Source organism: Enterovibrio sp. QJM3NY_24, from assembly GCF_057786035.1.
On record NZ_CM173520.1, the window covers coordinates 521544 to 536544 of the forward strand.

The window sequence follows — 15001 nt, forward strand, 5'->3', positions numbered from 1 at the left end:
TTATCTGTTTACCTCTTTACGACCTATCAGCCTTTGAGATTTCCTCCCCTTCTTAATATTGAACCCTACAATGTTAAAGGAGCGTTATCAAAGCACGTTCTTAAAGGACGGAGTATGGAAAACTGCATTTTCCAATGAGAAATTTTGTGGGGCAAACTGATGGAAAAACAAGACGCAGCGAAATCAATTCAAATTATCGGTGTTCCCGTGGATTTAGGCGCTTCGCGCAGAGGCACTGATGGCGGGGTTTCAGCCGTTCGTATTGCCGGACTCGGTGAACAGCTTAAAAAGATGGGATACACCATTTCACAAGAGCTAGATATTGCCGTCCCATCCCAAGAATCTCGACCTGTCGATACTGGCGGCAATATGCGCTTTAGAAGCGAAATTCTGCAGGTGTGCCGCGATTTAGCCGTCGCGACGAGAGCTGCGCTCGAAAATGGCGATATTCCATTGGTGGTCGGCGGTGACCATTCGATTGCGATGGGCTCCATCTCGGGCATTTCTGACTTCTATCAAACACAAAATCAGAATATCGGGCTTGTGTGGTTTGATGCTCATGCAGACATGAATATTCCGGGCATTTCGCCTTCTGGCAATGTTCACGGTATGCCGCTGTCTCACCTTCTTGGTTATGGTGACAAAGACTTCACCAGCATCCTGAGTGCAAATCCCAAGATAAAGCCTGAAAACGTTGCATTGGTTGGCGTGAGAGACATTGATGCAAAAGAAAGAGAGCTCATCAAGGAGTCTGGCGTTAAGGTTTATAGCATGCGCGATATCGACGAGTTGGGCATGAGCAGAGTCAGTGACGAAATCATCGAAATTGTCACCAAAGACACGGTGGGTTTTCACGTCAGCTTCGATGTTGATGGCTGTGACCCTGAGTTCATCCCCGGTTCAGGGACGCTTGTCCCGGGTGGTGTCACTTATCGCGAAGCGCATCTGCTGTTGGAGAAATTGGCCGAAACGAATCTCATCACATCGGTTGATCTGGTCGAGTTGAATCCGTTCTTGGATCAGAAGAACGTGTCTGCTGAACGCGCTGTATCTTTGATGCTAAGTGCTTTTGGGCGAAGCGTGCTGTAAGACATATAGAAAAGGGTTGGCTTAGATCCTAACGCCAACCCTCTCCCTCTTAGCAACGTCCCCTCTCTTTGCAACGTCCCTTCTCTTAGCAATGCCCCTTCACGCGCTCAACCACATGCTGTGCCAGTATTTGTGACGCATCAAATGACGGTAGTGCACTTTTCAGTGACGATGAGATAACCGACAATTCCGTGCAGGCGATCAGCAAACATTCCGCACCATGATCTTCCAAATTTTCAGCAGCACAATTAAACGCGTCGATTGATTTGTCATTGTGCGCATTGGCTTTCACTTCGCGGATCAGTGCCATGAGTGCTGATTGTTCTTTCGCTCCAGGGAACAGGGTTTCAACGCCATAATGCGCAAAAGCAGGGGTATAGAGCTGGGTGATTTGCAACGCGGTTGAACCTAATAGCCCCACCCTTTTGATATTTGGATAACGGCGCAAAATTTGCGCCGCTGACAACTCTAATAAGTTCACCACGGGGACAGACACTGCATTCGCGACATCGTCGTAATATTTATGGGCTGTATTACACGGGATCACCAGAAAATCCGCGCCACCTTTGACCAACCCCTGCGCCATGTTTGCCATATAGGGCGCAGGCGATTCGCCCGTTTTTTCGATTAACGCCTTGATGCGTGATGGCACTTTGGGGTCGTTATCCACCAACAGACGAATATGGTCGGCATCGTCCTCTGCGGGGGTTGCCGCAATAATCCTGCGCATAAGATCCACGGTGGCATCTGGCCCCATGCCACCAATAATACCGACTGTCATTTCTTTATCGTTCACACCTATTCTCTCTTTAATATCCCATCATTCTGGGTAGCCAAAGCACGGTGTCTGGGAAGTAACTCATGATGAACACCACCAGTATTTCGACCAATACAAACGGCAGTGCCTTCACGGATATTTCTTCAATGGTGACCTTGGCAATACTGGAACTGATGAACATGTTCTCCCCAAGCGGTGGTGTGGAAAAACCAATTTCACAGCAACAAACCAACACCACGCCGAAGTGAATCGGGTGGACACCAAACTGCACCATAACGGGCAATAGCACGGGCGTGACAATCATGATGGTGGCAAGGGTTTCCATGAACATGCCAATTAAGATCAAAAACAGGATCACCACCAGCCAGATCAGTGCGAGGCTGTCTGTCATCGACAATAACGCATTGGCGATTTCGGTGGGTGTATCGTTTTCGACCAGAATGCGTCCAAACGCAGTCGCGGCGAACATGATGATCAACACACGCCCCGTCAGCCATGTGGTGGAACTGAGCGACTCTTTCAAGCCGTCTAGCGTCAGTTCTTTGTGAATGAATTTACCCACGAACAAGGTGTAGAAGACAGACACCACGGCAGCTTCGGTTGGGGTAAACATGCCCGAGTAGATACCACCAAGGATCACAAACGGTGCGAGAATCGACCAAATACCCTCTTTGCACGCTTTGCGAAGTGCGCCGGGTTCATCATTTACCGCGCCGACATAACCGCGCTTTTTACTGATCACATAGTTGGTGATCATCAAACCACCTGCCAACATGATGCCGGGAACCACACCCGCAATGAACAGTGCGCCAATCGATTCACTGGCAGTCACACCATAAATCACCATGGGTATACTCGGGGGAATAACCACACCCAAACCACCAGAAGACGCGGTAAGTGCTGCTGCATAGCCTTTGTTGTAGCCTTTATCGGCGAGCGCGGGGATCATCAACATGCCCACAGCGGCTGTGGTTGCTGGGCCTGATCCTGAAATCGCGCCGAAAAACATACTGGCAAGAATGGCCGAAAATCCGAGACCACCCGCCATTGGGCCAGCCATCAATTCGGCAATGTGTACCAAACGGCGAGAAATGCCCGAAGCCTGCATTAATGCGCCAGAAAGAATGAATGCCGGTAGCGCCATAATGGGAAATGAGTCCACGGCGTTCCATGCAGTTTGTACGAGAGAAACGTAATCGTCACCCGACAACAAATACACCAGCATGGCCGAGCCACCCAGTGCAATGACGATGGGAGCGCCAATGAGAAGAAGCCCAAAAAATGAGCCGAAAAGAACGAGCGATGCCTCCATTGAGGACTCCTTTTCTTTTTGATTGCAACAATCCGTATGGCGGCGTTGTCTTTGTTAACAATCGTCACGGGTTATACGGCTTAACCCAGCTAAAACATATCGAGACGATCCGTCAATCGACCTGAACATCGTCCACATCTTTGAACTCAACACCTTTCACTAACTTCAAGTAGTTAACCTGAATGATCCGAATGGAGGTCAACGTGAAAGAAATGGGGAAAATCCAATAGAGGTAGGCCATTGACCAATCAAGTGCCGGAGACATGAACTTGTATTCCATCAAGCTTTCAATCACTTCAATGCTTTTGGTTGTCATTAAGGTGTTGAAGGCAATCCAAAGCATATCGGCGATCAGCTCAACGCCTGTGCGTACTTTGTTTGGCAGCATTTTCAAATGGAAGGTCACACGGTTATGTGCCGCAAGACGCGCCGCATACGATGCGCCGAGGAACACAAACCACACAAAGGCGAAGCGGGATAACTCTTCACTCCATGGAATGCCGTAATTGAAAGCCACGCGAAGGATCACTTGAATAAACAGTAAGGTGACAAACAGACAAAGCAACGCCTGGCAGGCGTAACTTTCAAATTTGTCCATTCTTTGCCAAAAGGTTTTCCATACACTTTGCGGTACATTTTGCGGTACATTTCGCATAAACACGTCCTGGTAAGGGGCGTTGCCGCCCCTTCTGTTAGTTGGACAGTTCGTCAACTATTCCGAATAGAGAGGACGATTACTTCTGCATTTTCTGCAGTACATTGTCGAAGCTTTCTTTGCCGCCAATGTCTTCATAAAACTCAGGCCATACTTTCTCTTTCGCCAACTCAACCCATTTGTCTTCGTCTTCCAGCGTGAACACTTCCACACCGTTATCAATCATGTTTTGCTTGGCGTTTTCCGCTTCCGTCATCTGGAACACCAAGGCGTATTGCTGCGCTTCTAATCCTGCACGGTTCAAAATGGCTTGCTGCTCTTCGCTCAGCTTGCCCATGGTACGGTTACCGATTAGCAGCGGTTGCAACGAATACTGGTGGTGTACTTCTGTCAGGTATGGCTGCACTTCGTAGAACTTCATGGTGTTGTTCACGATGTACGGGTTGTCCTGTCCATCCACCACTTTTTGTTGCAGTGCGGTGAAGGTTTCTGTCCACGCCATCGCAATCGGGTTTGCACCGAACACTTCCCATGATTTCAGCATGATGCTGTTTTGAGGAACGCGGATTTTCAGCCCTTTCACGTCTTCCATGTTTTTCACGGGGCGCTTTGAATTGGTCAGGTGGCGGAAGTTGGAATAGGTCCAACCCAGAATGTTTACGCCCGCTTCTTCTTTAGCGAGGGTATTCCAATATTCGCCCAATTCACCGGTGGTAATTAACACCGCATCAGAAGAGTTGGTGATCAAATACGGCATGGTGAGTGCGCCGAGTTTTTTCGAAAACGGGGTCACGTTACCTATGCCCACTAACGCCATATCCAATGAACCCAAGCGGATGTTTTGCACCATCTCGGTTTCACCGCCGAGCGCACCACCGGGATAGAGTTTGATCTTGATATCGCCACCAGAATAAAACTCAACCAAGTTTTGAAAGCGAAGTGCATACGCACCCTGATCGGATTCGATAGGGTCGCCCATTCCTACTTTCATCGTTTTAGCGCTGACGAGCACTGGGAGTGCCAAAATAGAAATGACTGCCAATGTTGCCAATTGCTTTAACTTCATATCTTTACCTCTTTTTCGATGACATCCGTGAATTCACTGACGCTGTTGCGTCGCGTTGGTATCGGTTTAGATTTCAGTACTTGCTGATAGATAAATGTCGCGCTCGATAGCACTTAAAGCGTATCGAGTACTTCAGCGATAACCGCTGCAATGGTTGCTCCGTCTGATTCGTCAAACGTCAACGGGATCCGCATGTCCAATAAGGACGCCAGAACCCGCTCGGTTTGTGGCAAAACAGTGTGTTCTTGAAGATATTCCCAATGATCGTATTTGCTGCTGTACCCTGAAGGCTGACTGTCGCCGACCCATTTCAGGCTGACGCCTCGCGCCGTGCATCCTTTCACCAACTGTGAAAGCTGGTTAGCCGTCAGATCAGGGAATGAGAATTGGATAGAACTGCCAACGAAATGTTCTTTGGGCGAACGTTCAATTAAGCGAATGCCGCGCAACGATGACAGCGCAGACACCATGGCGAGATAGAGCTGATTCCAACGCTCGCACTGCTCATCTAAATGCGCCAATTGAGGGCGCAAGATGGCAGCGCGAAGGTTGTCCATTCGCCCGCTGTAATTAGGTGTACCTTTGGCAATACCTTCAAACGTTTCTAGGGGCGGAAGCGTGGGGTGTTGGCCAAACAACATATATGAGCCGGAATAAATAATGGCTTTGGCCATCACTTCATCGTTGTTGGTGACTAAAAAGCCCCCTTCACCGGAATTAATGTGTTTGTAAGTTTGGGTGCTGAAACACGACACCAAACCGAAGGTGCCGCTTTTCTGCCCATTCCAATCTGCCCCCATGGTGTGGGCACAATCTTCAATCAACACGATGTTATGCTGGCGGCATATCGCCATCACGGCATCCATGTCCGCGAGATGACCGCGCATGTGCGAAAGGAGCAGGAATTTCGCCCCTGTGGCTTTCGCTTTGTGTGACAAGTCATCCAGATCCATGGTGAGATCGTCGGTGGTTTCAACCAGCACAGGCACACCGCCAGCGTTGTTGATAGATCCAGGAACGGGCGCGAGAGTGAACGCGTTGCACAATACGCCATCACCCTGTTTTACGCCTGCGCACAGCAGTGCGATAGACAGTGCATAACCGCCAGACGCGCAGCTCAAGCAATATTTAACACCGAGATAATCAGCAAATTGCTTGTCCAACAAATCCGCTTCGCTGCGCTCACCGCTCACCGTGTTATAGCGATGAAGCCTGCCAGTACGCATGACTTCTACGGCACTGGCAATGGCGCTTTCCGGTATTGGCATTTGTTGCGTAAACGATTTTTTAAACGTGTGCATCGTCGTGTTCCTTACGCTTTGCGCATTCAAGCCGTATTCGATCGCGTCGTCATCAGTCGTAACGCTTTTGCTGATAGACGTCGAAATCCCAATCCGCATCTGGGAAGTATTTTTTCAATCGCCAATCACATGCGCGTGCGTGACCTTCCATGCCTTCCGTACGGGAAATCCGCGAACCTGCGGTGCTAAACGTCAAGTTGGCTTCTTTGCTCAATTCCTGCGTGGTTAAGATTTTCAGGAACTTCTGCACATTCAGTCCACCGCTGTAACGCGCCGCTTTTTTGGTGGGCAGAATATGGTTAGTTCCGGCACATTTATCGCCGTGCGTGACCGTGCTGCCTTCGCCTAAAAACAACGAGCCATAATTGGTGAGATTTTCTTTCCACCAGCCCAAGTCTGCGGCTTGAACCTGAACATGTTCACACGCCCATTCATCACTCACTTTCGCGGCTTCTTCACGGTCGTCGCACACAATCACCACGCCGTGATCTCGCCAAGCGGCTTCGCAGACATCTGCATTGGGCATGTCTGCAATCACATGGGGCATTAATTCAATCACTTTCTGACCCAGTGCTTTATCCGTGGTGAATAACCAAACCGGAGAATTCGGGCCATGCTCGGCTTGTGAAACCAGATCAACTGCAATGGTCATCGGGTCAGCGGTTTCATCGGCAATGACGGCGGACTCGGTTGGCCCTGCAAACACATCAATGCCCACTTCGCCAAACAACAAACGCTTAGCTTCTGCCACATAAGCATTTCCTGGGCCAACTAGAATATCGGCGGATTTTCCGGTGTAGAGCCCGAATGCCATGGTTGCAATTGCATGCACACCCCCCATCTCAAGGATGATGTCTGCACCAGCAAGATCCATTGCGTACACCACGGCGGGGTTGATTGAGTCACCGCGAGGCGGAGAACAGGCAATCACGGTTGGCACACCCGCCGCTTTTGCCGTTGCCACACTCATCAATGCAGACGCTGCATGAGCATAACGACCACCGGGCACGTAGCACCCTGCGCAATCGACAGGAATCACCCGTTGGCTCAGTTTCACGCCTTCTTCGGTTTCAATCTCAAACGCCTGTAAACTCGACCGTTGTGCATTTGCAAAACGTTGGATCTGACGATGCGCAAAATCGATGTCGTCTTTTACGCGTTGCGGCACAGAGGCAATCAGTGCTGCTCTTTTTTCGTCGGACAGAACGAAATCACCCTGCCAGTTATCGAACTGCATGGCGTATTCTTCAACCGCCGCCGTCCCTTCACGACGGATTTTAGTCAACATGTCTTTGACCACTTGCTGAATGCGCTCATCATCGGTTTGCACGTCGGCTTCCCGCTCAGCGCGTTTTAGATATTCCATTGTGTTTACTCACTGATATTCGGATTCAAAAAGAAAGAGATACGTGAAGATTCCAAACTAAAAGCCGCTCAAAGAAAGCGGCTTTATCAGGACGGATTAACAGTAATCTTCAAATCCAAACGCGTCACGGTAGCCCGGTAGCGCTTGTGCACCCCCTGTGTGCAAGAACACGATGTTTTCGCCTTTTTTGAAGTGACCCTTACGGATAAGGTCAATCAAGCCCGCGCCGCCTTTGCCTGAGTAAACAGGGTCGAGCAAAATGCCTTCGTGCTTGGCAAACATCGAGATAGCTTCAATCGTGCTTTCAGCTGGAATACCGTAGCCTTCGCCCACGTAATCACAGTTAGCCACCACGCTTTCACGCGGCACTGCGCCAGGGATGCCCAATAAGTCACACGTGCGTTCTGCCAGTGCAAACACGTTGGCTTCTTGCTTGTCTTTTGGCACACGCACGCCAATGCCCAGTAGTGGAATTTGGCTGTTCGAGGCGCATAAACCGGTGATCAAGCCCGCTTGTGTGCCCGCTGAACCTGTTGCGTGAACAAGGTGGTCAATCAGAAGGCTCTGATCGTTGGCTTGCGTCAACAGTTCCAATGCGCAATTCACATAACCCAGCGCACCAATTGCGTTAGAACCGCCACCCGGAATGATGTAAGGCTTACGGCCTTCAGCGCGCATCGTCGCTGCCACATCTTCCATCGCCGCATTCATGTCGACGCCAGCTGGAAATTTCTGCAAAGAAGACCCAAACAGTTGATCCAGCATGACGTTGCCGTTGAATATATATTCTGGGTCGTCTGAACCCGTGCGGTCTTCCAACAGGATGTGACACGCCATGCCGCACTTGGTCGCTATCGCTGCGGTTTGACGCGCATGGTTTGATTGGGTTGCGCCTTGAGTGATGATGATGTCTGCACCTTGAGCGATTGCATCTGCCATCAAAAATTCCAGTTTGCGCGTTTTGTTACCGCCACCGGCCAGACCCGTACAATCGTCACGCTTGATCCACAAATTGGGGCCGCCAAGCGCTTTAGACAGGTTTGGCATAGGTTCTAACGGCGTAGAAAGGTGTGCGAAGTGAAGACGAGGAAAGCGAGATAAATGCATGGTCATGTCCCTTTTAATCAATAACTAAAAAATCGGCTCAAATGGCCTTTTACAATAATTACAGCCTGTGAGACACCGCTGACTTCCGCCAATACCTATATTGAATAGACACCGGTTACTTTTCGGCATATCTGTTTTAGCAGGACGCTAAGGGATTGAATTAATGGAATTGAAATGGCTTAAAGACTTCGTTGCGCTCAGTGAGAACGGCAGCTTCTCTAAAGCCGCTGACGCGCGATTTGTGACACAACCAGCGTTTAGTCGGCGGATCCGTTCGCTGGAAAATTGGTTAGGCATTGCCTTGGTTAACCGCGATACCCTGCCCACAACGTTGACAGAGGCTGGGACCGATTTTGTTGACGAGGCGCGGCGATTAATCAATGACATCACGGATGTCAGGCATCGACTGCAACAGCGTAAGAACCCACATTCGTTGATTTTTCTCGCTCAACACTCCACGGCAGTCTCTTTCTTTCCGGGGTGGATACAAACCCTTAGCCCATTGGTTGGCGATGCTTTGGTGAAACTCGTTCCGGGCAATATTCACCATCTCAATGAGTCGTTTTTGGCAGGTTCAGGGGATTTTCTGCTCGCGTTTGCATCTCAAGCGTTTGATAGCCCACAAATGAAGCGCAAGAGTCAGTCGATTCAAGTGGGACGTGACCGCCTTATTCCTGTTTCTGCGCCGAATGAATTTGGCGCGCCAATACACACCTTCGCCGAAGGAAAAACCTGCCGTTTGCTGGCGTTTCCCGAAGAAATCTATCTTGGCGGATTGGTTAAGAGATCCGCGATAAGTGCGATCCCTTCCCATTTTCGCTATGAGGTGGTGTGTGAAAACGAAATGGCAGAAGGATTGAAGGCGATGGCAACGCAAGGTTTTGGTGCAACCTGGTTGCCTTCAAGTTTGGTGAAGCAGGAGTTAGAGGAAAAGCGATTAGTCGAACTCGATGAAGCGTTACCCAGAATAGATTTGCGAATTTTGCTGTACCGAAACCGCCATACTGCCAAACCGGAAGTTGAGCGATTTTGGCAGTACTTGAGCGAGCTTTATGGGCAGCAATAGCGGCCAATCAAACGGGTATTCGCCAGCCAGAAACGGCTACTTGGTCGTATTGAAAAACTCCGTTAACACCGTATGGGTGATCACTTGCTTCAGCTCAGGATAGGCCTGAATGTGTTCACGAATTTCATTTAAACGTGCCATGTTGGGCACATCAACATACAGCATCATGTCCGTTTCGCCGCTGATGGCATGACACCATTTCACGCCATCTATCGTGTAAATGTCAGCCGCGTAGGCTTCGCAGTGCTGAGAGCATGCAGATGTATCAAACTTCAATGCTAAATACGCTGTCACGCCGATGTCTGATTCTTCTTCGGCGATATCAGCGTGGTAGCCGAGTATGACTTTATCTTGTTCTAGCTTGCGAATTCGGGCGGTGACCGCAGAGCGAGACAGACTCACATCTCGTGCGATTTCACTGACTGTACGGCGGGCATCAACACGCAATATGCTTAAGATCTGCTTATCAAATTTGTCCATCTTTCTTCTCTCAACTTACCTGTTGATTTTGTTATCGCGTCTTCACCATCACTTTAGCCCTCTACTTTATCTTTCCTCTTCGTTTATCGCTCATAAATTTCGTTCAAGAACACGTTACCTTCGCGAAAAAGCGTCACTTTGACGGCGAGGCAAGTAAATTCCGTTAATCTGACACTGAACTAAGACAGTTTGACCGATGCTTTTTATCTGACAACTCATTAACCTGTTGTCATTGCTTCACAGGTATTTGCCCCGCTCAAGGAACGCCAATGAACCAACTGAAAAAAGAAATCACCTTGTTATCGGGTATAGGGCAACTGTCCACCACGCTATTAGGCACGGGGCTTTTTATGATCCCTGCCATTGTTGCTGGTATAGCAGGTGAATTTTCATTGTGGGCGTGGTTGGTGCTGTTTGCCGCTATTTGCCCAATAGCATTAACCTTTGCGCAATTGGGGAAACGCTACCCCAACGCGGGTGGCACGGCGTATTTCGTTCGCAAAGCATTCAACCCTCACCTAGAACGCAGTGTCGCTTGGCTGTTTGTCAGTGTGATCCCCGTGGGTGTTCCGGCGGCGATTGCACTGGCGGCGGGGTTCCTACAACAACTTCTTCCCAGTGCGTTGAATGATTTTCTGATAGCGCAACTGATCACGGTAGCGCTGCTGATCGGCGTCAATTTGATGGGTGCGAAATCATCAGGCCAATTACAAACCCTTATCGCGATTAGCATCTTTGCTCTTGTCGGCGCATTTTTGTGGCGCGGCGAAGTCGGCATGGCGGATTTAACCATGCCTGCGATGAGTTCCGACTCCCTCTGGCCGATTGGCGCGGCATTGGGTGTGATGTTTTGGTGCTTCGTCGGCATTGAGGCTTTTGCTCACATGGGCGAAGAATTTAAAAATCCGCAACGGGATTTCCCCATCGCCATTATCGTCGGCTGTTTTGTGGCTGGCGCAACGTATTGGGCCATGTCTGTGGTGATCTTAAAATTCCACGCGTATGGCAGTGTTGAGTTTGATACCGCGTCCATTCCCTATCTGAGTGAAAAATTGTTCGGCCCCAATTTTAAACTGCTCGTCAGTGTTGTCGGTTTTTCTGCATGCTTTGCCAGCGTCAATCTCTACACACAAAGCCTATCTCGCATGGTGTGGGCACAAGCACGAGAATATAAACCCAACGGAAAAATGGCGCAGATTTCTGAACGTGGCGTGCCTAAAAACGCCACCTTGGCGATAGGCGCCGTGCTGGCTATTTCATGTGTGATCGGTGAATTGTCAGGGTTGAATTTGGAGTTTTTCCTTAAACTCGCCAATGGCATTTTCGTGCTGGTGTATCTGATGGCGATGCTCGCCGCGTTCAAATTACTCCAAGGCGCATCCAAGTGGCTTGCTGCTTTGTCGCTTGCGCTATGTACTTTTGTGTTTATCTGTTTGGGCTGGTCAATGCTTTATGCCCTCACGATTTTTGGCTTGCTCATGCTGCAAGGAAGAAAAGACAATCGCAAAGCGGTGAACCTGTAACTTGATGCCTATAAAATATTGCTGCCAAACATTCGCTTCCGAAATTCTATCGACAATACTGTCAACATATGCGATTTTCTCGCTCATAGACGTTACAAGGAAGCGAAACGGATGTTTGTACTACTCGATGGAGGCATGGGAAGAGAACTTCAGCGCATTGGCGCACCCTTCTCACAGCCACTTTGGAGCGCTCAGGCGTTAATTGAAGCACCCGATGCGGTATATCAAGCGCATCAGAACTTTATTGATGCGGGCTGTGACGTGATCACCGTCAACAGCTATGCCTGTGTGCCTTTCCACCTTGGCGAAGATCGCTATCAGCAACACGGTTTTGCGCTTGCAGAATTGGCCGCACAAATTGCCCAACGCGCTGCCGAAGACAGCGAGCGCGAAGTGCGTGTGGCTGGCTGTATTCCGCCCGTGCTAGGTTCTTATCGCCCTGATTTGTTTAACGCGGAAGCCGCCACACCTATCATTGAAAATCTGATTGATGCACAGGCACCCTACATTGATTTCTGGTTAGCCGAAACCATTGGCTCTATTGAAGAGTTCCACACGATTTGTGATGCCCTTACTCGCGCCACGTCGGTTAAGCCCGCTTATTTTGCGTTTTCTTTGATGGACGCGGAAATGGATCAGCCTCGCTTGCGCTCTGGCGAATCCGTGGTAGATGCAGTGAAAGCGGCTTGCGAGCGCGATGTGGATGGCATTTTGTTTAATTGTTCTCAACCCGAAGTGATGCTGGATGCAATCGGCGTGGCTCGCGTGATAGTAGACGGGCATTCAAACACGATTTCATTGGGTGCGTATGCCAACGGGTTTTCCGTGATTCAGCAAGCACACCAAGCGAACGATGCGCTCACCACGGTGAGAGAATTATCTGCCGATCAATATGCGGCTTACGTGAAAGCGTGGCTGGATGCAGGTTCTAACATTGTTGGCGGCTGTTGCGCCATTTTCCCCGAACACATTGCTTATCTCGATTCACTGAGAAAACAATAACCGTTCAACATTAAAAACTTCCTCACTGTGTCGATGCGCTGAGCGTTATCAACACAGCGAGGGAGTTGTCTATCTAGAATCGTATTAAATGCATTCGTTGAGTGCTAAGCGCCGCTGTTTCACTTTGTCACTTTGTAGAAAATCAAGCACGAGCAAGTTAAAGATCTGGGTTTTCTCAAGGTGAATGTTATGCGCGGCCTGCGGCACGACCGCGAGATTTGCCCCCGTAATTCCCCGCCACAGCGACTCGGTTTGTTGCCACATGTAAGAGCGATCACTGTCTGGCCACAGCACTAGCGTTTTAGCCTCTATTTCATTCAAACGCTCAAGCGACCGCCACCCCGCCATGGCACGCAACCCGTTGATATAGGTCTGTGTCTGAACACGTTCTGCCAACTCCATGCCTCCGGCAAAATCAGGATCGCCTTCTCCATCTGAGAACCAGGTTTTGACCGTATCATGCGCGACTTGCTCAGTCCCCTGAGTTTCGGCGCGCACAATGCTTTCTTCGATAGATTCAAAACGCCCAGGCAAACTACCCATTGGCCCAGTCGCGTATAGCACCAAACCGATCACTCTTTCAGGGGCTTTGAGCGCCACTTCCTGTGCAATCATGCCACCCATGGAATGCCCCATCAGGTGAAACTGGTCAATGCCCATTGCATCCAGTCGCTCCAACACATAATCAGCAAAGCCATCAACACTGTCTAAGCCAATCACATCCGCTTTTCCGCCGTATCCCGGTAAATCAAAGGCGACGACATCAAAGCGTGAGGAAAACAGTGAGATCTGTTTTTCCCAATAAGCCAGACCACTTAGAAATCCATGCACTAGCACCAACGTGGGCCCAGTACCGACACGTAAACAATTCATCGTATTTTTATTCCATTAATTCAGGGAGCCAAAGCGCAGTATCAGGCATGCCAATCAGCACGAATAACAAGACCACCAGTGCGGCAATAAATGGGAGACACCCAATAATCACGTCGCCTATGGTCACCTTGTCCCGGGCGAGATTTTGAATTACGAAGAGGTTTAACCCCACGGGGGGCGTTAACACGGCAATCTCCATGGTGATGGTGTACACCACGCCAAACCAAATAAGGTCGAATCCAGCGGCATGTATCAAAGGGTACAAGGTCGGCAAGGTGATAAATGTCATGGAAACAGGTTCCAAGAACATGCCGAGAATGATATAGAACACAATGATCATCGCGAGCACGGCATATGGCGATAACTGCATTTCGACAAACAATTCTGTGAATTGCTGCGGGATCTGGTGGTAGGTCATCACAAAGCCGAACAGCACACCTGACGACAGCAATAAACCCAAATATCCCATGGTTTGCATGGTGGATTTCAGTGCCTCCAGCAAGCCTTTCAGTCGCAACCCTCCGAAGAAGTATGCAAGACCCAACATAAACATCGCCGACACGCCCGCTGCCTCGGTGGGCGTTGCGATACCGGCATAGATGGAGATAGTAATCACCAAGCCAACAAGGGTGATTGGAAGCAATGCAGAGAACGCGATGAGCCAGGGGATGGGGGTCGAATTTTCATGACCCGGAATATCATCCGGATTCACTTTTCCCCAAATAAACACGATGATGAAGAACATGGTCACTAACACGAGACCGGGGACGACACCCGCGATGAACAGTGCGCCGATCGACTGGTCGGTCACAATGCCGTAGAACAATAAAATTAAGCTTGGTGGCAGCAGGACACTGAGTGTACCCCCGGCTGCGAGCACGCCACTGGACAGGCGTTTGCCATACCCAAGTTTGAGCATTTCAGGCAAAGCAACGCCACCAATGGTCAGCGCACCCACCATGCTGGAACCACATACCGCACCAAAGCCCGCACAGGCCCCAATACTGCCGTAGGCGGCTGCCCCACGGATCGGGAGTTTGCTGTGCATAAACCAATAGAGATTTGGCCCAATTGACGATCGCCCTATGAGTTCTCCCAGAAACACAAACAGCGGCACAGCCAGTAAAATATAATCAAACCACACACCCCAGAGTTTCAACTCAACCGTGACGAGCGACGATTTGAGGCTCAGAATATCGAGCAAAAACGGGATTGAAGCGGCGGCGAGCGCAAAAGGGATCGGCACGCCAATGAGGATAAGCCCCATCAACAAACCCAGCATCCCTAACCCAACTACGTACCATTCCATCACTGATCCTTGTTTTCTTTGTTTAGTCTTCAGTTAATCTTTTGTTGTCACGTGATGACTGTTTTCACGTGATG

At 49.7% G+C, this 15001-nt stretch carries 14 protein-coding genes; 4 read left to right on the forward strand and 10 right to left on the reverse strand.

Annotated features, from left to right (window positions below):
• Positions 1-159 precede the first annotated feature (159 nt).
• A complete protein-coding gene (rocF, locus tag AC3CIC_RS18765; protein WP_488516685.1) occupies positions 160-1089 on the forward strand; it encodes an arginase in 930 nt (309 codons plus the stop codon).
• An 85-nt stretch (positions 1090-1174) separates the two neighbouring features.
• On the opposite strand, the gene cuyB is transcribed toward rocF, so the two are convergent.
• The 7 genes from cuyB to cuyA form a co-directional block, all read right to left on the reverse strand.
• The gene (gene cuyB, locus AC3CIC_RS18770) at positions 1175-1885 is read right to left on the reverse strand and encodes a cysteate racemase (protein ID WP_488516686.1); all 711 of its coding nucleotides are present in this window, start codon (positions 1883-1885) and stop codon (positions 1175-1177) included.
• Between the two features lie 13 nt (positions 1886-1898).
• Positions 1899-3179 carry a TRAP transporter large permease gene (locus tag AC3CIC_RS18775; RefSeq protein WP_488516687.1) on the reverse strand — a complete coding sequence of 427 codons (1281 nt, stop codon included), beginning with the start codon at positions 3177-3179 and terminating at the stop codon, positions 1899-1901.
• 112 nt (positions 3180-3291) lie between these two features.
• Positions 3292-3834: a TRAP transporter small permease gene (locus AC3CIC_RS18780; RefSeq protein WP_488516688.1), complete on the reverse strand. Its 543-nt coding sequence runs from the start codon at positions 3832-3834 to the stop codon at positions 3292-3294.
• 79 nt (positions 3835-3913) lie between these two features.
• Positions 3914-4900, reverse strand: coding sequence for a TRAP transporter substrate-binding protein (locus AC3CIC_RS18785; protein WP_488516689.1), 987 nt, complete (start codon positions 4898-4900; stop codon positions 3914-3916).
• A gap of 113 nt (positions 4901-5013) precedes the next feature.
• Entirely contained in the window at positions 5014-6201 is a 1188-nt protein-coding gene (locus tag AC3CIC_RS18790; protein WP_488516690.1) for a DegT/DnrJ/EryC1/StrS family aminotransferase, read from the reverse strand.
• 52 nt (positions 6202-6253) lie between these two features.
• Positions 6254-7567 carry a histidinol dehydrogenase gene (gene hisD, locus AC3CIC_RS18795; protein WP_488516691.1) on the reverse strand — a complete coding sequence of 438 codons (1314 nt, stop codon included), beginning with the start codon at positions 7565-7567 and terminating at the stop codon, positions 6254-6256.
• A gap of 96 nt (positions 7568-7663) precedes the next feature.
• Complete coding sequence (cuyA, locus tag AC3CIC_RS18800; protein ID WP_488516692.1) at positions 7664-8674, reverse strand: D-cysteate sulfo-lyase; 1011 nt, start codon at positions 8672-8674, stop codon at positions 7664-7666.
• A 163-nt stretch (positions 8675-8837) separates the two neighbouring features.
• On the opposite strand from cuyA, the gene AC3CIC_RS18805 reads away from it, so the two are divergent.
• The gene (locus tag AC3CIC_RS18805) at positions 8838-9740 is read left to right on the forward strand and encodes a LysR family transcriptional regulator (RefSeq protein ID WP_488516693.1); all 903 of its coding nucleotides are present in this window, start codon (positions 8838-8840) and stop codon (positions 9738-9740) included.
• 36 nt (positions 9741-9776) lie between these two features.
• On the opposite strand, the gene AC3CIC_RS18810 is transcribed toward AC3CIC_RS18805, so the two are convergent.
• Positions 9777-10220: an Lrp/AsnC family transcriptional regulator gene (locus AC3CIC_RS18810; RefSeq protein ID WP_488516694.1), complete on the reverse strand. Its 444-nt coding sequence runs from the start codon at positions 10218-10220 to the stop codon at positions 9777-9779.
• Between the two features lie 269 nt (positions 10221-10489).
• On the opposite strand from AC3CIC_RS18810, the gene yjeH reads away from it, so the two are divergent.
• Both yjeH and AC3CIC_RS18820 read left to right on the forward strand, forming a co-directional pair.
• Positions 10490-11743, forward strand: coding sequence for an L-methionine/branched-chain amino acid transporter (gene yjeH, locus AC3CIC_RS18815; protein WP_488516695.1), 1254 nt, complete (start codon positions 10490-10492; stop codon positions 11741-11743).
• Positions 11744-11854: 111 nt separating this feature from the next.
• Complete coding sequence (locus AC3CIC_RS18820; protein ID WP_394209212.1) at positions 11855-12745, forward strand: homocysteine S-methyltransferase family protein; 891 nt, start codon at positions 11855-11857, stop codon at positions 12743-12745.
• A gap of 84 nt (positions 12746-12829) precedes the next feature.
• Here the strand turns inward: AC3CIC_RS18820 and AC3CIC_RS18825 are convergent, their stop codons facing one another.
• Positions 12830-13618 carry an alpha/beta fold hydrolase gene (locus AC3CIC_RS18825; RefSeq protein WP_488516696.1) on the reverse strand — a complete coding sequence of 263 codons (789 nt, stop codon included), beginning with the start codon at positions 13616-13618 and terminating at the stop codon, positions 12830-12832.
• 7 nt (positions 13619-13625) lie between these two features.
• Positions 13626-14927 (reverse strand): TRAP transporter large permease, encoded by a 1302-nt coding sequence (locus AC3CIC_RS18830; protein ID WP_016961476.1) that lies wholly within the window; start codon positions 14925-14927, stop codon positions 13626-13628.
• Positions 14928-15001 lie beyond the last annotated feature (74 nt).